The sequence below is a fragment of the Actinoallomurus bryophytorum genome (assembly GCF_006716425.1).
Lineage (GTDB): Bacteria > Actinomycetota > Actinomycetes > Streptosporangiales > Streptosporangiaceae > Actinoallomurus > Actinoallomurus bryophytorum.
This window is the reverse complement of the sequence record NZ_VFOZ01000001.1, coordinates 1,809,284-1,827,088: the sequence shown is the minus strand read 5'-3', so window position 1 is coordinate 1,827,088 and position 17,805 is coordinate 1,809,284. Positions and strand designations below refer to the sequence as shown.

19 protein-coding genes and 1 riboswitch are annotated in these 17,805 nt (G+C 69.2%); of the genes, 11 read left to right on the top strand and 8 right to left on the bottom strand.

Annotation, left to right across the window (positions count from 1 at the left end; genetic code table 11):
- Nucleotides 1-56: 56 nt before the first annotated feature.
- Together cax and FB559_RS08590 are read right to left on the bottom strand one after the other, a co-directional pair.
- Nucleotides 57-1,160 carry a calcium/proton exchanger gene (gene cax, locus FB559_RS08595; RefSeq protein WP_141955103.1) on the bottom strand — a complete coding sequence of 368 codons (1,104 nt, stop codon included), beginning with the start codon at nt 1,158-1,160 and terminating at the stop codon, nt 57-59.
- Between the two features lie 104 nt (nt 1,161-1,264).
- Nucleotides 1,265-2,071: an SAM hydrolase/SAM-dependent halogenase family protein gene (locus FB559_RS08590; RefSeq protein ID WP_141955101.1), complete on the bottom strand. Its 807-nt coding sequence runs from the start codon at nt 2,069-2,071 to the stop codon at nt 1,265-1,267.
- A gap of 99 nt (nt 2,072-2,170) precedes the next feature.
- On the opposite strand from FB559_RS08590, the gene FB559_RS08585 reads away from it, so the two are divergent.
- Both FB559_RS08585 and otsB read left to right on the top strand, forming a co-directional pair.
- Nucleotides 2,171-2,470, top strand: a complete 300-nt coding sequence (locus tag FB559_RS08585) for a DUF3263 domain-containing protein (protein WP_141955099.1) — start codon at nt 2,171-2,173, stop codon at nt 2,468-2,470.
- Between the two features lie 173 nt (nt 2,471-2,643).
- Nucleotides 2,644-3,450, top strand: a complete 807-nt coding sequence (gene otsB / locus FB559_RS08580) for a trehalose-phosphatase (protein WP_141955096.1) — start codon at nt 2,644-2,646, stop codon at nt 3,448-3,450.
- 24 nt (nt 3,451-3,474) lie between these two features.
- Here the strand turns inward: otsB and FB559_RS08575 are convergent, their stop codons facing one another.
- Both FB559_RS08575 and FB559_RS08570 read right to left on the bottom strand, forming a co-directional pair.
- Nucleotides 3,475-4,023 (bottom strand): PadR family transcriptional regulator, encoded by a 549-nt coding sequence (locus FB559_RS08575; protein WP_246121447.1) that lies wholly within the window; start codon nt 4,021-4,023, stop codon nt 3,475-3,477.
- A gap of 71 nt (nt 4,024-4,094) precedes the next feature.
- Nucleotides 4,095-5,768 carry a serine/threonine-protein kinase gene (locus tag FB559_RS08570; RefSeq protein WP_141961576.1) on the bottom strand — a complete coding sequence of 558 codons (1,674 nt, stop codon included), beginning with the start codon at nt 5,766-5,768 and terminating at the stop codon, nt 4,095-4,097.
- Between the two features lie 54 nt (nt 5,769-5,822).
- Here FB559_RS08570 and FB559_RS08565 point away from each other — a divergent pair, with 54 nt between their 5' ends.
- Complete coding sequence (locus FB559_RS08565; protein WP_141955092.1) at nt 5,823-6,374, top strand: RNA polymerase sigma factor; 552 nt, start codon at nt 5,823-5,825, stop codon at nt 6,372-6,374.
- A 6-nt stretch (nt 6,375-6,380) separates the two neighbouring features.
- On the opposite strand, the gene FB559_RS08560 is transcribed toward FB559_RS08565, so the two are convergent.
- Nucleotides 6,381-7,802 (bottom strand): alpha,alpha-trehalose-phosphate synthase (UDP-forming), encoded by a 1,422-nt coding sequence (locus FB559_RS08560; RefSeq protein WP_141955090.1) that lies wholly within the window; start codon nt 7,800-7,802, stop codon nt 6,381-6,383.
- A gap of 180 nt (nt 7,803-7,982) precedes the next feature.
- Nucleotides 7,983-8,156: riboswitch (SAM riboswitch) on the top strand.
- Between the two features lie 15 nt (nt 8,157-8,171).
- Between FB559_RS08560 and thrC the strand changes: the two genes are divergently transcribed.
- The 5 genes from thrC (at nt 8,172) to FB559_RS08535 (ending at nt 12,790) form a co-directional block, all read left to right on the top strand.
- Nucleotides 8,172-9,416: a threonine synthase gene (gene thrC, locus FB559_RS08555; protein WP_141955088.1), complete on the top strand. Its 1,245-nt coding sequence runs from the start codon at nt 8,172-8,174 to the stop codon at nt 9,414-9,416.
- Entirely contained in the window at nt 9,413-9,691 is a 279-nt protein-coding gene (locus FB559_RS08550; RefSeq protein ID WP_141955086.1) for a MoaD/ThiS family protein, read from the top strand. Before thrC ends, FB559_RS08550 begins: the two co-directional genes overlap by 4 nt.
- A gap of 251 nt (nt 9,692-9,942) precedes the next feature.
- Nucleotides 9,943-10,143 (top strand): cold-shock protein, encoded by a 201-nt coding sequence (locus FB559_RS08545; RefSeq protein ID WP_141955084.1) that lies wholly within the window; start codon nt 9,943-9,945, stop codon nt 10,141-10,143.
- Nucleotides 10,144-10,417: 274 nt separating this feature from the next.
- On the top strand, nt 10,418-12,040 hold the full coding sequence (gene groL, locus FB559_RS08540) for a chaperonin GroEL (RefSeq protein WP_141955082.1): 1,623 nt from the start codon (nt 10,418-10,420) through the stop codon (nt 12,038-12,040).
- Between the two features lie 147 nt (nt 12,041-12,187).
- The gene (locus tag FB559_RS08535; RefSeq protein WP_141955080.1) at nt 12,188-12,790 is read left to right on the top strand and encodes a hypothetical protein; all 603 of its coding nucleotides are present in this window, start codon (nt 12,188-12,190) and stop codon (nt 12,788-12,790) included.
- A 165-nt stretch (nt 12,791-12,955) separates the two neighbouring features.
- Here FB559_RS08535 and FB559_RS08530 read toward each other — a convergent pair whose 3' ends face one another.
- Nucleotides 12,956-13,735 carry an ArsR/SmtB family transcription factor gene (locus tag FB559_RS08530; RefSeq protein ID WP_141955078.1) on the bottom strand — a complete coding sequence of 260 codons (780 nt, stop codon included), beginning with the start codon at nt 13,733-13,735 and terminating at the stop codon, nt 12,956-12,958.
- Between the two features lie 128 nt (nt 13,736-13,863).
- Between FB559_RS08530 and FB559_RS08525 the strand changes: the two genes are divergently transcribed.
- Genes FB559_RS08525 through FB559_RS08515 form a run of 3 tightly spaced genes read left to right on the top strand, consistent with a single transcriptional unit; the run spans nt 13,864 to nt 15,477 of the window.
- Nucleotides 13,864-14,223: an ArsR/SmtB family transcription factor gene (locus FB559_RS08525; protein ID WP_141955076.1), complete on the top strand. Its 360-nt coding sequence runs from the start codon at nt 13,864-13,866 to the stop codon at nt 14,221-14,223.
- Nucleotides 14,220-14,684, top strand: a complete 465-nt coding sequence (locus FB559_RS08520) for an SRPBCC family protein (RefSeq protein WP_141955074.1) — start codon at nt 14,220-14,222, stop codon at nt 14,682-14,684. The genes FB559_RS08525 and FB559_RS08520 overlap by 4 nt, the downstream gene beginning before the upstream one ends.
- 10 nt (nt 14,685-14,694) lie before the next feature.
- Nucleotides 14,695-15,477: an alpha/beta fold hydrolase gene (locus FB559_RS08515; RefSeq protein WP_141955072.1), complete on the top strand. Its 783-nt coding sequence runs from the start codon at nt 14,695-14,697 to the stop codon at nt 15,475-15,477.
- Nucleotides 15,478-15,493: 16 nt separating this feature from the next.
- Here FB559_RS08515 and FB559_RS08510 read toward each other — a convergent pair whose 3' ends face one another.
- Nucleotides 15,494-17,146 carry a DNA repair helicase XPB gene (locus tag FB559_RS08510; RefSeq protein ID WP_141955070.1) on the bottom strand — a complete coding sequence of 551 codons (1,653 nt, stop codon included), beginning with the start codon at nt 17,144-17,146 and terminating at the stop codon, nt 15,494-15,496.
- 91 nt (nt 17,147-17,237) lie between these two features.
- On the bottom strand, nt 17,238-17,762 hold the full coding sequence (locus FB559_RS08505) for a hypothetical protein (RefSeq protein WP_141955068.1): 525 nt from the start codon (nt 17,760-17,762) through the stop codon (nt 17,238-17,240).
- Between the last annotated feature and the right edge of the window lie 43 nt (nt 17,763-17,805).

Here is a 17,805-nt window from a genome sequence, read left to right as displayed (position 1 = left end):
TTGAGATGGGTGACCATGAATGCCGTCCGGTTTCGGCCGATTTATCGTCTTGCATCTCATCCCCACCAGAAGGCCGTCGCGATGATGCCGTACAAGACGATCAAAGTCGCGCCCTCGAGCCAGTTCGACTCGCCGTCGAGCACCACCAGGACGGTGATGACGATCGACATGATGAGCACGGCGATGAGCAGCGGTGACAGCACCAGCGTGAAGGACGCTCCCACCAGCGGGGAGAGCAGGACCAGGGCGGGCGCGACGACGAGCGCGATCTGCAGGGGACTCTGCAGGATCACCGACAGCGCGTAGTCGGACTGGTTCTTGAGGGCGAGCTGGATGCCGACGACGTTCTCGACGGCGTTGCCGGCGATCGCGACGATGACCAGGCCGGCGAACGCCTCGGAGATGCCGAGCGTGTGGATCGCGGGCTGGAGGGCGCCCACGAACCAGTCCGACACGAACGCCGCGCCGACGCCGGTGATCGCCAGCATGGCCAGCGCGAGCGCCAGCGGCCAGGAATGCTCCGACGACTCCGCGGCCTCGTCGGCACTGTCGGCAGCGTCGGCAGCGTCGGCTTTGGGGGCGGCCTTCTGTCGGCGGAGCGAGGCCGGGAGCGAGGCCACGAACAGCCCGAGCAGCAGGACCGACACCACGATCGACAACGTCCGCTCGTGCAGGGCGGCCTTGGACGCGTGCGAACCCAGCGCCGAGGTGAGCGACGGGACGAGCAGCGCCGCGACGGACAGCACCATGAGCATCGACATCGTCCGCGCGGCCTCGCCGCCGAACGTCTGCCGGCCGTGCTTGATGCCGCCGAACAGGAACGCGAGGCCGAGGACCAGCAGGACGTTCGCCAGGATCGACCCGACGATCGTCGCGGTCGCGACGTCGTACAGCTTCGCCTTCAGCGCGAACAGCACGACGAACAACTCGGGAAGGTTTCCCAGAGCGCTTTGGACGACGCCGGTGGCACCGGCGCCCAGCCGGTCGCCCAGCGCCTCGACGCTGCGGCCCACCAGGCTCGCCAGCAGTGCGAGCGCGATCGCCGCGACGACGAAGGGCGCGACGTTTCCACCGAGCTTCGCGTAATAGGCGATCCCGGCCATCGCCGCGGCCACGGCGGTGATGATGCTCAGGCGCCAGTCAGAGCGTGTGAAACCCATGGGGAAGATCATGCCTCATGGGACCTGCCGTCTTGACCCTTACTTGACCATCGGCGAGCGAGCTCCGAAAGTCGCCGTGGCCGGGTGGAGAAACGGGTCCCGGATCACGTCGCGATGGCGATGCGCACGTGCGCTCCGGGTGGCAGCCCGAGGCGCTGGGCCGCGTTGCCGGAGTTGACGGCGAGGGCCACCTGACCGGCCGCGTCCGTGTACGCGACGAGCTCTCCGGGAGGTACGGACCCGAACGTCTCGCCGTAGGACACCCGCCGCGAATGCCGCCCGAGCGTGACCGTGAGGGCCTCGCCGTACCGGGCGCCGATCCGGTCCAGGTCGGCCCCGGTGACCGACAGCTGGACGTTGCCGAACCGGTCGACCGTGACAACCTCGCCCTCGGCCATGTCGTCCCGTACGTTGCGGGCCGGCGGCGGCAGCCGGACGAGGCCGGCCGGGTCGATCTCCTCGCCGACCGTCGCGACCTCACGGCCCGCGGCGATGTGGGCCGCCACCGGAGAGAAGATGTCCCGGCCATGGAACGTCGCCGACACCGGATCGAGCCACAGCCCCCGGTCGGTCAGCTCGAACGCCCGTATCTCCTCGTCCGTGGCCGCCCATGACAGCACGCCGTTGTCCGGCCCGACGAAGACGCGGTCGCCGACGGCCACCGCGACCGCGCGGCGCCGTGTGCCCACCCCCGGGTCGATCACGGCGACGTGCACGCCGGCCGGGAGGTAGGGGACCGTCTGCGCCATGACCGCGGCGCCGCGGCGTACGTCGCCGGGAGGCACGAGGTGGGTGATGTCGATGATGCGCGCGGGTGGGCAGATGCTCGCGATGACCCCGTGACATGCGGCGACGAACCCGTCTTCCAGCCCGTAGTCGGTCAGTAGCGTTACGCAGTGCTTCGGCGTCACAGTTCAGGCTACGCCCGCCGGCATCCGCGAGAACACCGCGAACATGTCGGTGATCACGCGTAGCATGACAGCCCCCCGAACCCGTACAGAGGGGACCTGATGCAACCGGCGGACGCCCGGGGCGATGGCCCTGAAAACGAAGGTGACGGCGGCCTGGCCGACCGTGACTTGGCGATTCTTTCGTTCGAGCGGCAGTGGTGGAAGTACGCGGGTGCCAAAGAACAGGCCATCCGTGAAAACTTCGACATGTCCTCGACCCGCTACTACCAGCTGCTGAGCCTGCTCATCGACCGTCCCGAAGCGCTCGAGCACGACCCCATGCTCGTGAAGCGACTGCGGCGTCAGCGTTCGCAGCGCCAGCGCCAGCGGGCGGCCCGCCGGCTCGGCATCCGCACCTGAACGAGCTCGCGAAGACGGCGCACCCCGCATGCGACGCGGCCGTGCGCGTGCCGGCGCGCGCCACACCGTCCGTCGCGCCCAGCGGGGCGTACGCCGCCGTCCCGCTACCGCCTGCCGCACCGCGGCGAGCGTACGGCGCCAACCTGCGGCGATGTGGATAGGCTGAGCGACCCATGAACGTTGAGTCACGTACGGCCGCCGGCACCGAAGGCCTGTCCGCGATCAAGACGCGGCCCGGCGCGGCATTGGCCGCCTTCGACTTCGACGGCACTCTCGCGCCCATCGTCGATGACCCCGAGTCCGCTCGCGCCCAGGACGGGGCGGTCACGGCACTCGCCGAGCTGGCACGCCACATCGGCAAGGTCGCCGTCATCACCGGCCGCCCCGCCGCGGTCGCGGTGGAGTACGGCGGCCTCGCCGGCATCGACGGTCTCGTGGTGCTCGGCCAGTACGGCCGCGAGCGGTGGGAGAACGGCACGGTCGACACGCCGGAGACGCCGCCGGGCGTCGCCGAGGCGCGGGTGAAGCTCCCCAAGATCATCGCGACGGCGCCGGAAGGTGTCGTCATCGAGGACAAGGGACACGCCCTCGCGGTGCACACGCGGCGCGCGGCCGAGCCCGAGGTCGCCCTCGAACGCCTGCGCGGCCTCATCGCCGCGCTCGCCGAGCGGAGCGGACTGGTCATGGAGCCCGGCCGTTTCGTGCTCGAACTCCGCCCGCCGGGAATGGACAAGGGCGCCGCGCTGCGCTCACTCGCCACCGAGCTCGGCAGCGCGGCGGTCCTCTACGCCGGCGACGACCTGGGCGACCTGGCCGCCTTCGACGCCGTCGAGGCGCTTCGCGCCGAGGGAGTGCCGGGCGTCAAGGTGTGCAGCGGCTCCGACGAGGTGATCGCGCTGGCCGAGCGCGCCGACCTCATCGTGGACGGCCCGCCCGGGATCGTGCGCCTGCTCGAGTCCCTCACGAGCGAACTCTTCTGACGCCTCCGGTCCGGCGAACCCCTCTCAGCCCTCGTCGTCGGCGAGGATGCCGTACAACCGCCTTCGCGCGTCGTTGATCACGTCGAGGGCGCGGTTGCGCTGGTCCTCGCTGCCGGCGTGCATGACCTGGCGGAGCGCCATCGCCAGCTGTCCCATCGCCTTGTGCACGTGTGTGGCCGCCTCGCCGGCGTCCTCGGTGATCTCGGCCCACGGTGGGGCCTCCTGGGTCTCGGCCTCGGCGCGCCCGGCGTCGGCCAGCGCGAACAGGCGCTTGCCGGACGACTGCTCGCCGGAGATCAGCCCTTCGTCCTCCAGTAGCTGCAGCGTGGGATAGACCGATCCGGGGCTCGGCCGCCACAGCCCGCCGGTACGGCTCTCCAGCTCCTGGATCATCTCGTAGCCGTGCATGGGCCGCTCGGCGAGCAGCGCCAGGATCGCCGCGCGGACGTTCCCGCGCTTCGTGCGGCGACCGCCGCGGCCACCGCGTCCGCGCGGGCCGAAGCCCGGGCCGAAACCGGGCCCCCAGCCGCCGAAGGCCGCCCGCTCCTCGCTGTGCATGGATCGTCTGTGCATGACCATCTCCCCAACGATCTATTAGCGATATATCGTACGCGATCCTCGACGGAGAAGCCGCCGCACAGAGGTCAGATCGTGGCGTGGATGCTGTTGAGGATGCGTTCGGTGAGGTCCGGAGGGCCGGTCTGCTTGATCCGGACCCACATCGCGAACCTGTTCGCGGAGTCGCGCAGGCCGACCTCGTTGACGGTGATCGAGCCACCGCACTTCCACGGCGTGATCCGGCCTCTCAGCGAGCCGTGGCGGTACGCGCGCTCGGGTCCGCGCGCGCAGCGCGCGCTGTGGTTGCCCAAGCCGACCGGTGGCAGCTGGAACTGCAGGTCACGGGTCAGCCCGGCGAACACTCCGGGGACCGCCACATCGTCCCGGACGAACTGGTCATAGTCGGGTGTGGCCCGCAGCGCGGGCGCGGTCGCGCCGTCGCTCACCGAGACGGGCCACCGGTTGTGCTCTTTCTGGAGCTTCCAGGACGGCGGCACTTTGAGGCTCAGCCGCCCCGTCGTGTCGGTGACGTTGACCAGGTCCTCGCCGTGCTCGACCGTCACTTGCGGCTTGTCCGGGGAGGAGCCCGCCAGCCGGGCGATGGTGTACGCGCCGCCACCGCCGGCGACGAGGACCCCGGCGAGCCCGGCGGCGACGAGGATCCGGCTGCGGCGCGTCTCTCCGGTGCGCACCCCGTGATCGGTGTGGCCGGCCGGTTCGTGCCGGGGGAGCGGGAAGTCCACGACCGTCTTGTCCGCGGGGCCCTCCACGCTCGGCAGCGGCTGCCGCATCGTCTCCTCGTGCGAAGGCGCGCCGCGGTGACGGCCACGGCCGCTGGAGGAGGCTTCCGTCCTCGTCGGGTCGGCCACCGTAGGGTCGCCGTGCACCGGCGAGCTGCCGCTCGCGGTCGGATCGCCCGCGGTCGAGTCCTCGGCCACGGTGTGGTCCGCGGATGGGGCGGGTTCGGCGGGCGCGAACCGGATCGGGACGCTCAGTGCCGCCGCGAACGCCTCCGCGGACGGCCAGCGGCGTTCGCGGTCGGCCTCCAGGGCCCGCATCACGATGTCGTCCACGGCGGGCGGCAGGCCGGGCCGGATCGCGCTGGGCGGCACGAGCACCGGCGCCGTGCTCGGCGCGCGGCCGGTGACCAGGTGGTAGGTCAGCGCGCCCAGGCCGTACACGTCGGCGCGCACGTCGAGGCCACCGCCGAACCTCGCCTGTTCCGGTGACATGTACCCGGGGGTGCCGACCGGCAGGGTGAACGCGCCCGAGGCGTGCGCGAGCGCCTTGGCGAGACCGAGATCGGCGATCAGGAGGCGTTCGCCACCGTCCGTGGTCGACTGGAACAGCACGTTCGACGGCTTGAGGTCGCGGTGAATGACCCCCAGCCGGTTGATGACCTCGACGCCATGGGCGACCTCGGTGGCCAGCCGCAGCGCCTCGGCGGTGCTCAGGTCACGCTTTCTCATCCGATCCGAGAGCGTCCCGAGATCGGCGTAGGACATCACGAAGTACGGGCGCCCGTCGTCGAGCTCACCGATGTCGTGCACGCGCACGAGGCGTTCGGAGTCGGCGCGGCGCAGGATCTTGGCCTCTTCGAGGAACCGGTTGCGCACGTCAAGGTCGTCGAGCAGTCCGCCGGCCAGTACCTTCACCGCGACTTGGGCGTCGAGTACCTCGTCGTGGGCAAGCCACACGGAGGCGAATGCTCCTGATCCAAGAACGCGATCGATTCGGTAACGGCCGACGGCCGGAGGCATGGACACCCCCGTATCATGCCCAATACGGGGCGATGGTGAGGGCGAGGACAGGTCATGGCGTACGACGAGCGGACTGAGGAATTGGCTCAGCGGGCCGCCGACGGAGACCGGGAGGCTCTCAACGCACTACTGCGAGTGATCGAGCCCGACGTCCTGCGGCACTGCGCGCGGTTCCTGCCGTGCAGACAGGATGCCGAGGAAGCGTGTCAGGACGCGTTGATGCAGGTGGCAAGGAACATCAACCGTTTCGAGGGCCGGTCGCGCTTCACCACGTGGCTGCACGTCGTGGTGGCCAACTCCGCGCGGTCGACCTACCGCTCGCTCAAGCGCCGCTCGATGGAGCAGGCCGGCGAGCTGCCGGAGCAGCGTCCCGATCCGCGCCGTACGAGCGTCATCGCCGGCTCCCGCGTGGACATCCTCGACGCGATGGAGGACCTGGAGCGCCGCAAGCCCGACCTCATCGAGGCGCTGGTGCTGCGCGACGTGTCCCAGCTGGAGTACAGCGAGATCGCCACCCAGCTCAACCTGCCGCTCGGCACGGTCAAGTCACGGATCCACGAGGCCCGCAAGCAGGTACGCCAGTCCCTCGGCGACAGCTACACCTGACCGGGGCTACCTCAGGGCGGCGAGCTGGTCGGCGAGCCAGCGCTGCGGGGGCAGGGCGGTGGCCGCCTCGGCGAGGCGCTTGCACCTCTCGGCGCGCTCGTCCGGCGGCATGAGCAGCGCCTGGTGCAGCGCCTCGGCGGTCTGTGTCACGTCGTAGGGGTTCACCATGATGGCGTCGTCGCACATCTCGCCGGCGGCACCGGCCTCGCCGGACAGCACCAGCGCACAGCCGTTCCGTGACAGCGTTGGGCCCTCCTTGGCGACGAGGTTCATGCCGTCGCGGATCGGGTTCACCAGCAGCACGTCGGCCATCCCGTACGCGGCCAGCGAGCGCGGATAGTCGTCGTTGACCTGCAGGATCAGCGGATCCCACGAGTCACGGCCGAACTCATCGGAGATCTCCGCCGCGATCCGCTGCACGGCCGCGGTGTACTCCCGGTACTCCGGCAGGTCGTGCCGCGACGGGTAGGCGAAGGCCAGGTGCACGACCCGGCCGTGCCATTCCTGGTGCTTGGCGAGCAGCTCGCGGTAGGCGGCCAGGCCGCGCACGATGTTCTTGGACAGCTCGGTGCGGTCGATGCGCACGATGAGCCGCCGGTCGCCGACCTGCTCGCGCAGCGCGGCGGCGCGGGCGGTCACGTCCGGCTCGGCGGCGCGTGCGCGCAGCGCGTCGCCGTCGACGCCGAGGCCGTGCACGCCGACACGCGTGACGTGCCCGCGATGGGAGACCGTACGCGCCCGGCGGTCGACGCTCGCCCGCAGGACCGCGGCGCAGCAGTCGAGGAACGCCTCGGCCCACCGCTCGGTCTGGAAGCCGGCGTGGTCGGCGCCGAGGATGCCCTCCAGGACCTGCCGCCCGATGTCGTCCGGCAGCAGCCGGTAGTACTCCGGCGGGGCCCACGGCGTGTGGGAGAAGTGCGTGATCTTCACGTCGGGCCTGCGCTCGCGCAGCAGCGTGGGGACGAGCGCGAGGTGGTAGTCCTGCACGGCGATCTTCGCGCCGGGAGAGGCGTCACGGGCCAGCGCGTCCGCGAACGCCGCGTTGTACGCCTCGTAGGACTGCCAGTCGCGGCGCGAACGGGCGTCGAAGTGCGGCTTGTTCGGCGTGTCGAACAGCATGTGGTGCACGAACCACAGTGTCGAGTTGGCGACCGCGTTGTAGGCCCGGTGGAACGTCCCCGCCGGGATGTCCAGCATCCGGACCGCGCCGACGTCCGGGACGTCCAGCCGCCCGTCGGCTACGCGCCGGGCGGCGGCCCGGTCGGCGTCCGACAGAGTGGCGCAGATCCACAGGATGTCACCGCTGAGCCCGGCGAGGGCGGAGACGAGACCGCCGCCACCGCGACGCATCGACAGGGTCCCGTCGTCGGCCAGCGAGAACGAGACAGGGCCGCGGTTGGATGCGACGAGCACCTGCGTGTCAGCCATGGGGGGAGGGTAACCGGCCGTTGTTAACAGCGATCGCCAAAGGTCGGCAGCTGCCCGATTCGTAACCATACGGTTGCTGTACGTAGGTGGTATTCGTACTCTGGGGCGTCTCGTGACCTGAGACCCCGGCTGGCCAAGAACCGGTCAGTCGCGTATACAATTCCCGATACAACTTAATACCGCTCATCCAGAGGGGTGGAGGGACCGGCCCGTTGAAGCCCCGGCAACCCTCCCGGACATGCGGTCATCAGCGCGGCCATCGCCGCGCCGCAACTCGCCGAATCTGACGCGAGGCCGCCCGGGACAGGTGCCAACTCCGGCTCGTGACCAAGGTGGCACGAGTAAAGATGAGGAGAGAGGCCTCGCTCCATGTCGCTGACTGCCGTCCCGAACCTCGGCCCCGCGACCGCACTCACCTGCCGTGAGTGCGGACAGTCCTACGATCTCGGCCCGCGCTACGCCTGTGAGCAGTGTTTCGGCCCGCTCGAGGTCACCTACGACTACTCCAACGTGAGTCGTGAGCGGATCGAGGCGGGTCCCCGCAACATCTGGCGCTACCGTGACCTGCTTCCGGTGCCGCCGAACGTCACCGAGACACCCAACACCGAGCCCGGCTTCACCCGCCTGGTCCGCTCCGACAACCTCGCCGAGTCGCTCGGCCTGCGGTCGCTGTGGGTCAAGGACGACAGCGGCAACCCCACGCACTCCTTCAAGGACCGGGTCGTCGGAGTCGCACTGGCGGCCGCGCGCGAGCTCGGCTTCAAGGTGCTGGCCTGCCCGTCCACGGGCAACCTCGCCAACGCGGTGGCCGCCGCTGCGGCACGCGCGGGCATCCGCAGCGCGGTGTTCGTACCCTCGAACCTCGAGCAGCAGAAGATCGTCGCCACCGCGGTGTACGGCGGGACGTTCGTGACCGTCGACGGCAACTACGACGACGTCAACCGGCTGGCCTCCGAGATCGCCGGCGAGCAGGAGGACTGGGCGTTCGTCAACGTCAACGTCCGCCCGTACTACGCCGAGGGTTCCAAGACGATCGGATACGAGGTGGCCGAGCAGCTCGGCTGGCGCCTCCCCGACCAGATCGTGGTGCCGATCGCCTCCGGCGCGCAGCTCACCAAGATCGACAAGGCGTTCCAGGAGCTCATCACGCTCGGCCTGGTGGAGGACAAGCCGTACAAGGTGTTCGGCGCCCAGGCGACCGGCTGCTCGCCGGTGGCCGCGGCGTTCAAGGCCGGGCACGACGTCGTACGGCCGGTGAAGCCCGACACGATCGCCAAGTCCCTGGCCATCGGCAACCCGGCCGACGGTCCGTACGTCCTGGACGCGGTCCGGCGGACGGGCGGTGCCATCGAGGACGTCTCCGACGAGGAGGTCATCGAGGGCATCGGGCTCCTCGCCCGTACCGAGGGCATCTTCGGCGAGACGGCCGGTGGCGTCACCCTGGCCTCGCTGCGGAAGCTGGTGGCCTCGGGCGCGCTGGACCCGGCCGCCGAGACGGTCATGATCAACTCCGGCGACGGACTGAAGACTCTCGACGCCGTCGCGGCGGTCGCCCGGCCGTCCGCGAACATCGCCCCTTCGTTCGACGCATTCCGAAAGGCGGGCCTGGCATGAGCTCGATCAGCGTGCGAATCCCCACGATCCTGCGCAGCTACACGGGTGGCGAGTCCGAGGTGAAGGCCTCGGGAGCGACGGTACGAGAGGTCGTCGCCGACCTGGACGCCAGTTTCTCCGGGATTGCTGCCCGAATCCTTGATGAAAACGGCAAGATCCGCCGTTTTGTGAATGTTTACGTGGGTGAAGAGGATGTGCGCTTCGCCGACGGACTCGACACCGTTACGCCCGATGGCGCGCAGATCTCGATCATCCCCGCGGTGGCCGGCGGCTAGGCATACGAGCGAGTCAGGGCGTTTTTCCCTTCACTTGGCAAAGTTCCCATTTCAATGATCCTTGATTGACCAGGATCGGCCGTCCGATCATCTTGGGTAAAGGGTGTTCCACGGACGGTAGCCGTGTGTATGGTCGGCGATGGTCATCGCGGCTCGATCCGTGCTGGCCATCGGGTTCCGCGCCTCCGGCGGGCCCGTGTCGGTAGCCGTGGGAATGACCACGGGGAATTGCCTGGTGGGAGTTGTTAGGAATGGCACAAGGCACCGTCAAGTGGTTCAACGCGGACAAAGGCTACGGCTTCATCGCGGTCGACGGTGGCAGGGACGTGTTCGTGCACTATTCGGCCATCGTGGCTGATGGCTACCGCAGCCTTGAGCAGGGGCAGCGGGTCGAGTTCGAGATCACACAGAGCGACCGGGGTCCGCAGGCGGAGTCGGTCCGCATGCTCTGATCCGCATAGCTCGGACGAGGCCCGGCGCATCGAGCGCCGGGCCTCGCTGCGTGTCCGATGCCTGGTGGGAGAGTTATGGCTTGCACTCGCTGGGGTAGAGTGCTAAACACAACGTTGGCACTCTGATGTTGAGAGTGCCAACGCCAAGTAAGTGATCGAGGCGACGAGGCCTCTCACCCCGGCGACGGCATGGTAGTCGCCGGTGAGGTCGTCCGTCGCGGGCGTCGACTCGATCCAGTTGATAGCCACCCCGTTCCGGGAGGATCTGGAGCCTATGGCTGCAAAGATGATCGCGTTCGACGAGGAAGCACGACGCGGCCTCGAACGCGGCATGAACCAGCTCGCCGACGCCGTGAAGGTCACCCTTGGCCCCAAGGGTCGCAACGTCGTGCTGGAGAAGAAGTGGGGCGCCCCCACGATCACCAACGACGGTGTCTCGATCGCGAAGGAGATCGAGCTCGAGGACCCGTGGGAGAAGATCGGGGCCGAGCTCGTCAAGGAGGTCGCGAAGAAGACCGACGACGTCGCGGGCGACGGCACCACCACGGCAACCGTTCTGGCTCAGGCGCTGGTCCGCGAGGGCCTGCGCAACGTCGCCGCCGGCGCCAACCCGATGTCCCTCAAGCGGGGCATCGAGTCCGCCGTCGAGCGCGTGAGCGAGGAGCTTTCCAAGATTGCCAAGGATGTGGAGACCAAGGAGCAGATCGCTTCCACGGCCTCCATCTCCGCCGGCGACCCCTCGATCGGCGAGATGATCGCCGAAGCGATGGACAAGGTCGGCAAGGAAGGCGTCATCACCGTCGAGGAGAGCCAGACCTTCGGCCTCGAGCTTGAGCTCACCGAGGGCATGCGCTTCGACAAGGGATACGTCTCCCACTACTTCGTGACCGACCCGGAGCGTATGGAGGCCGTCTTCGACGACCCGTACATCCTGATCGCCAGCTCGAAGATCTCGGCCAACAAGGACCTCGTGCCGGTTCTCGAGCAGGTCATGCAGAGTGGCAAGCCGATGGTCATCATCGCCGAGGACGTCGAGGGCGAGGCCCTGGCCACGCTGATCGTCAACAAGATCCGCGGTGTCTTCAAGTCCGTCGCCGTCAAGGCTCCGGGCTTCGGTGACCGCCGCAAGGCCATGCTGCAGGACATCGCGATCCTGACCGGTGGCCAGGTCGTCAGCGAGGACATCGGCCTCAAGCTGGAGAACACCACGCTCGACATGCTCGGCCAGGCCAAGCGTCTCGTGGTGACCAAGGACGAGACCACCGTCGTCGATGGCGCCGGCAACTCCGAGGACATCGCGGGCCGGGTCAACGAGATCCGGGTCGAGATCGAGAACAGCGACTCGGACTACGACCGCGAGAAGCTCCAGGAGCGCCTCGCCAAGCTGGCCGGCGGCGTCGCCGTCATCAAGGCCGGCGCGGCGACCGAGGTCGAGCTCAAGGAGCGCAAGCACCGCATCGAGGACGCCGTCCGCAACGCGAAGGCAGCCGTTGAGGAGGGCATCGTCCCCGGTGGTGGCGTCGCGCTGCTGCAGGCGGGTGCCGGTGCGTTCGACAAGATCGAGCTTGAGGGCGACGAGGCCACTGGTGCCACGATCGTCAAGCGCGCTCTCGAAGAGCCGCTCAAGCAGATCGCGATCAACGCCGGCCTCGAGGGCGGCGTCGTGGCGGAGCGGGTTCGCTCGCTCCCGCCGGGCGAGGGCCTCAACGCCGCGACCGGTGAGTACGTCAACATGTTCGACGCCGGGATCATCGACCCGGCCAAGGTGACGCGTTCGGCACTGCAGAACGCCGCTTCCATCGCGGCGCTCTTCCTGACGACCGAGGCCGTCATCGCGGAAAAGCCCGAGAAGAACGCGGCTCCGGCCGCTCCTGACGCGGGTGGCATGGACTTCTAGGTCCGGCAAGCAGAAGGGGCGGTCCTCGGTGCTGGGGCCGCCCCTTTCGCATGCGCGCTTTAGGACATCTCTGCCGAACATGCCCTAATTACCGATCCGATATCTGTCCCGTATGTGCCGGTCCGGCCGGAGTCGTAAACTTCGCGCGTGGATCTCTTCAACTCCCCTGTGCTCGTTTACGACCAGCCGCCGGAGATGTTCTCGGTCCAGGCGAAGTACACCATCTGGAATCCGCAGGGCCATCCGGTCGCGAACGTCGCCGAGCAGGGCGTCAATGGCGCCCAGAAGGCCTGGCGTGTACTCAACCAGCGCCGTAACGACCAGGCCAAGCGGGACCTGCTGGTGACCCGGCCTGATGGCATGCCCTTTTTCTGGGTGAACAAGCCGTACTCCTATGTCGGCACGCCCAAGATCGATGTCGTCACGCCCCAGGGGCAGTTGATCGGCCATCTTCGGAAAAAGGCCCTGCAGGGGTACGAGATGCTGGATGCCTATGGCCGCCAGATCGGCTACTTCGACTACATGCGCGCCCAGGTCACGGACTGGCAGAACATCTCGATCGCGAGCTTCCGCCGGGCCGGGGGAGCGGGCGACCGCCTGGCGCAGATGTTCAGCGGAGCGGATCGGTACGTCCTCCAGCTGAACTTCCAGCTGCCCGAGCCCATCCGTACGCTGACGCTGGCCTGCCCGCTGGCCTACGACACCACCCGGTCCTCCAACCGCGGCCTGGGCGGCGTCCTCGGCGCCTAGGGCGTGTCTGACAAACCCTCGTCCGGCTGCGCGACGCCCAGGCGGCGCCTCGCCGCGTTGTCGTCGGTCGCCAGCCAACACCAGGCTGACTCCCTCCTCCGCCTTGCGACGCACCACCTGGACGCCGCTCGCTACGAACAGGATTTGTCAGACACGCCCTAGGGCCTAGAGGGGCTCACCGGACTCCAGCAGCGTCTTGAGACTGGACAGGATCACCGGCCAGCCGTTGCTGACGCCCTTGAGGATCTCGCTGCCGGGCTCGAAGCCACCGTGGGTGACGGTCAGCTTGACGGCCGACGCGGTCGGCTCGATGTCGAAGGTCACCTGGGTCCGGGGTTCCGCGGCGTAGGCCTTCAGGGTCTCCTCGGGCACGTCGCCCGACTCCGCCCACTCCGCGGTGAAGGTGTGCCAGGTGTAGGAGAGCCGCCGGTAGGGGTCGGAGACGAGGACCACCTGCTCAGGGTCGCGGGTCTCCGCGCCGCGCTCCCGCCAGACCATGGGCGCTCCCTCGGTCCAGTCGGACTCGAACTCCACGCCCCAGTAGCGGGCGGTGAACGCCGGGTCGGTGAGCGCCTGCCACAGCTTCTCCGGCGTCGTCTTGATGTGGGTGACGTAGACGAACTCGGGCTTGGTCATCGGGGCGTCCTCCAGTGCGGACTTCAGATCGGCGAGTGCGTGCACCCGCGTACGGTCGTAGCGGTTGATCCAGCGCTCGGTGATCTGGTTGATGGGTGCGGCGTTGAGGTAGTGCAGCTTCTCCCGGCCCTGCCGGACCGTCGTGACCAGGCCTGCCGCCTCCAGGACGGTCAGGTGCTTGGTGACGGCCTGCCGGCTCATGCCGGACTCGGCGCACAGCTCGCGCAGGGTCTGGCCGTTGCGGGCGTTCAGACTGTCGAGCAGCCTGCGCCGCGTCGCGTCCGCGAGTGCCTTGAAGACCGCGTCCATTCCCTGTCTCCGAACATAGGCAACCATTTGGTTGCATGACAATTTAGGCAGCCGGAAGGTTGCATGTCAAGAAACGGCTATACAACTTACCGGTTGTGCAAACCAATGGTTGTGGATACGGTCGGGGCATGGCAGTCGTTGAAGACGATTTGACGCTGGTGTTCTCGGCGCTGGCCGATCCCACCAGGCGGGCGATCCTGGAGCGCCTGGCCCAGGGCGACGCGACGGTGAACGAGCTCGCCGAGCCGTTCGCGATGACCCAGCAGGCGGTCTCCAAGCACGTCAAGGTGCTCGAGCACGCCCGCCTCATCTCGCGTACCCGGACCGCGCAGGCACGGCCCTGCGTTCTGGAGACGGTGCGTCTCGACGCGGCCGTCGGCTGGATCGCGCGTCACCGGCAGGTCTGGTCCGACCGGCACGACCGCCTGGAAGAGCACCTGGCCGTCCTGCGGGCCGGGCGGCGCGACGACGAGGAGACGACGCGATGACCGGGACGGGCGAGCTCACCTACCGGCGGGTGCATCGGGCCTCGCCCGAGCTGCTGTTCGACTGCATGACCACGCCGGAGCACCTCGCGCACTTCTGGGGTCCGGCCGGGACGAGCACGCCGGTCGGCGACATCGTCATCGACCTGAGGCCCGGCGGGGTCTTCGAGACCACCATGGTCAACGATGCCGACGGCAGCACCTACACCATGCGGGCCGTCTACGCCGAGATCCACCGGCCCGACCGCCTGGTGTGGATCGAGCCCGGCGTCGAGGGCGGCATGCGGACGACGATCACCTTCGTGGACCTGGAGGACGGGCGCACCGAGGTGGTCACCCATCAGACCAACGTGCCGGAGGCCTACCTCGGCGCCGAGGCGAGGGCCGGGTTCGCCACCAGCCTCGACCGCTTCGACGTCTACGTGGCCGGCCTGCGCGACGCCCAGGAACATCCACGGAGTTAGGGAGCACTCGATGCCGGTTGTCACCTCGGCCGACGGCACCGTGATCGCGTACGAGCGCACCGGCAGCGGGCCGGCGCTCGTCCTCGTCGACGGAGCCCTGTGCCATCGCGGGGGAGGGCCCATGCGGCCACTCGCCGCCCTGCTGCGGGACGGCTTCACCGTCTACGCCTACGACCGCCGGGGGCGGGGTGAAAGCTCCGACACGACGCCGTACGCGGTCGACCGGGAGATCGAGGACCTCCAGGCCCTCATCGAGGAGGCCGGGGGTACGGCCTACGTCTACGGGATCTCCTCGGGAGCCGCTCTCGCCCTGGCGGCCGCGGCCGCCGGCCCGTCGATCACCAAGGTGGCGCTCTACGAGCCGCCGTTCATGGCCGAGGTCGAGGACGGTGCGCGGATCACGGACTACTCCGAGCGGCTGAGCGAGCTGCTCGACGCACGGCGCGACGGCGACGCGGTGGAGCTGTTCATGACGAACGTCGGTGTTCCCGCGCCGGCCGTGGCCGGCATCCGGGCACAGCCGGGCTGGGCCGCCCTGGAGGCGGTCGCCCCGACGCTCGCCTACGACGACCAGGTGCTCGGCGACGGTGGCGTGCCGCGCGACCTGGCCGCGGCGGTCACCGTCCCGGCACTGGTCCTCGCCGGGACCGGCAGCCCGCAGGGTCTCCAGCAGGCCGCGAAGGCCACCGCGGACGCGCTCCCCACCGCCGGGCACCTGACCCTCGAGGGCCAGACGCACGACGTGTCCCCGGAGGCGCTGGCCCCCGCGCTGGCCGCCTTCTTCGCCGCCTGACGGCCGACGGCCCGGCTCAGATCTCCTTGTCGGCGAAGACGTCGTCGGCGTCGATGATGCGGTAGGCGTAGCCCTGCTCGGCGAGGAAACGCTGCCGGTGGGCGGCGTAGTCCTGGTCGAGGGTGTCGCGCGCGACGACGGAGTAGAAACGCGCGCCCTTGCCGGACGCCTTCGGCCGGAGCACCCGGCCGAGCCGCTGGGCCTCCTCCTGCCGCGACCCGAACGTGCCCGACACCTGGACGGCCACGGCCGCCTCGGGCAGGTCGATGGAGAAGTTGGCGACCTTGGAGACGATCAGCACCGAGATCTCGCCGCTGCGGAAGGCGTCGAACAGACGCTCGCGCTCCTTGATCTTGGTCTCACCCTTGATCACGGGAGCGTTGAGACGCTCACCGAGCTCGTCGAGCTGGTCGATGTACTGGCCGATCACCAGGGTCTGGTCGCCGCGATGGCGCTCGACCAGGGCCTCGACCACCGAGGACTTCGTCGGGGTGGTGGCGCAGAACCGGTAGCGGTCCTCCTGCTCGGCCGTCGCGTACGCGAGGCGCTCGGACTCGGTCAGCGTCACGCGTACCTCGACGCAGTCCGCCGGGGCGATCCAGCCCTGTGCCTCCATCTCCTTCCACGGAGCGTCGTAGCGCTTCGGGCCGATGAGGGAGAACACATCGCCCTCGCGGCCGTCCTCGCGTACGAGGGTCGCGGTCAGGCCGAGGCGGCGGCGGGTCTGCAGGTCGGCGGTCATCCGGAAGATCGGCGCCGGCAGGAGGTGCACCTCGTCGTACAGCACCAGGCCCCAGTCACGCGCGTCGAACAGCTCCAGGTGGGTGTAGACGCCCTTCCGCCGGGTCGTCATGACCTGGTACGTCGCGATGGTGACGGGACGGATCTGCTTCTTGGTGCCGGTGTACTCCCCGATCTCCTCCTCGGTCAGCGTCGTGCGCTTCAGCAGCTCCTGCTTCCACTGGTGCGCGGAGACGGTGTTGGTGACCAGGATCAGGGTGGTGGCCGACGCGTGCGCCATCGCCGCGGCGCCGACGATCGTCTTGCCCGCGCCACAGGGCAGCACGACCACTCCGGAGCCGCCGTGCCAGAAGGACTCCGCCGCGTCGCGCTGGTAGCCGCGCAGGCCCCAGCCGTTCTCGACCAGGTCGATCTGGTGCGCCTCGCCGTCGACGTACCCGGCGAGGTCCTCGGCCGGCCAGCCGATCTTCAGCAGCGCCTGCTTGAGCGTGCCGCGCTCGCTGGGGTGCACCGCCACGGTGTCGTCGTCGACGCGTGTGCCGAACATCGACTGGAGCTTCCGCGCGCGCAGTACCTCCTCCAGCACCGCACGGTCCGACGACGCGAGCACCAGGCCGTGCACGGGATTCTTCTCCAGCCGTAGCCGTCCGTACCGGCCCATGGTCTCGGCGATGTCCACGAGAAGGGCGTGCGGGACCGGGTAGCGCGCGAAGCTGATGAGCGCGTCGACCACCTGCTCGGCGTCGTGGCCCGCGGCGCGCGCGTTCCACAGCGCCAGGGGCGTGATCCGGTAGGTGTGGACGTGTTCCGGGGCACGCTCCAGCTCGGCGAACGGTGCGATCGCCTTGCGGCACTCGGCGGCCGAGTCGTGGTCGACCTCGAGCAGGAGGGTCTTGTCGGACTGGACGATGAGCGGGCCGTCGGTCACGTGGTGCCTTTCAACGTGGGGGTCACAGTGTCCAACAGCCGGAGCCCCCCTGGAGCTTCCCGCGCCGATTCGTGGCGGCGTGGCCTGGGGCCTAGTCGCTGAAACCGCCCGCCGCGAAGACGAGGACGAAGAACCCCACGGTCACCACGATGTCGGCCGCGAAGCACGCCCAGGCCGCGATGGTCAGGCGGCGGGCGGACTCGGGGTCGGTGTTGACGCGGTTCAGCGCGATCGCGGAGGTGATGATCCCCGGGATCCAGGCGATGCCGGAGCAGAAGAGAACGGCGGCGATGATGTTGGCCACGAGCGCGGCCACGGTCGCGCCGCTGCTGCCGGACCGCGGAGCACCGGCCGGTCCGTACCCGGCGTAGGGGTACTGCCCGTACGGATCCGGTGAGTACGGGGTCTGCGCGTACGGGCCCTGTGGATACTGGCCCTGCGCGTACGGGTCCTGGGGGTACGGTCCCTGCGCGTAGGGGGTCTGGCCGTACGGGTCGGGGCCCCATCCCGGTGGCGGCGTATCCTGCGGCTCCTGTTGCCCGTAAGGGCCTTGCTGGCCGTACTGACCGTACGCGTCGCGCCAGTCCGACTGACCTTGCGGATCCTGCCACGTCATGGTGGGTCCCCCACGTGGATGTCCAGAGGCGGTAAAGCCACCT

What these genes read in the sequence shown, in the direction of transcription:
- cax (WP_141955103.1), bottom strand. Translation starts at nt 1,160, where the DNA reads ATGGGTTTCACACGCTCTGACTGGCGCCTGAGCATCATCACCGCCGTG.
- FB559_RS08585 (WP_141955099.1), top strand. Translation starts at nt 2,171, where the DNA reads ATGCAACCGGCGGACGCCCGGGGCGATGGCCCTGAAAACGAAGGTGAC.
- otsB (WP_141955096.1), top strand. Translation starts at nt 2,644, where the DNA reads ATGAACGTTGAGTCACGTACGGCCGCCGGCACCGAAGGCCTGTCCGCG.
- FB559_RS08575 (WP_246121447.1), bottom strand. Translation starts at nt 4,023, where the DNA reads ATGCACAGACGATCCATGCACAGCGAGGAGCGGGCGGCCTTCGGCGGC.
- FB559_RS08570 (WP_141961576.1), bottom strand. Translation starts at nt 5,768, where the DNA reads ATGCCTCCGGCCGTCGGCCGTTACCGAATCGATCGCGTTCTTGGATCA.
- FB559_RS08565 (WP_141955092.1), top strand. Translation starts at nt 5,823, where the DNA reads ATGGCGTACGACGAGCGGACTGAGGAATTGGCTCAGCGGGCCGCCGAC.
- FB559_RS08560 (WP_141955090.1), bottom strand. Translation starts at nt 7,802, where the DNA reads ATGGCTGACACGCAGGTGCTCGTCGCATCCAACCGCGGCCCTGTCTCG.
- thrC (WP_141955088.1), top strand. Translation starts at nt 8,172, where the DNA reads ATGTCGCTGACTGCCGTCCCGAACCTCGGCCCCGCGACCGCACTCACC.
- FB559_RS08550 (WP_141955086.1), top strand. Translation starts at nt 9,413, where the DNA reads ATGAGCTCGATCAGCGTGCGAATCCCCACGATCCTGCGCAGCTACACG.
- FB559_RS08545 (WP_141955084.1), top strand. Translation starts at nt 9,943, where the DNA reads ATGGCACAAGGCACCGTCAAGTGGTTCAACGCGGACAAAGGCTACGGC.
- groL (WP_141955082.1), top strand. Translation starts at nt 10,418, where the DNA reads ATGGCTGCAAAGATGATCGCGTTCGACGAGGAAGCACGACGCGGCCTC.
- FB559_RS08530 (WP_141955078.1), bottom strand. Translation starts at nt 13,735, where the DNA reads ATGGACGCGGTCTTCAAGGCACTCGCGGACGCGACGCGGCGCAGGCTG.
- FB559_RS08525 (WP_141955076.1), top strand. Translation starts at nt 13,864, where the DNA reads ATGGCAGTCGTTGAAGACGATTTGACGCTGGTGTTCTCGGCGCTGGCC.
- FB559_RS08520 (WP_141955074.1), top strand. Translation starts at nt 14,220, where the DNA reads ATGACCGGGACGGGCGAGCTCACCTACCGGCGGGTGCATCGGGCCTCG.
- FB559_RS08515 (WP_141955072.1), top strand. Translation starts at nt 14,695, where the DNA reads ATGCCGGTTGTCACCTCGGCCGACGGCACCGTGATCGCGTACGAGCGC.
- FB559_RS08505 (WP_141955068.1), bottom strand. Translation starts at nt 17,762, where the DNA reads ATGACGTGGCAGGATCCGCAAGGTCAGTCGGACTGGCGCGACGCGTAC.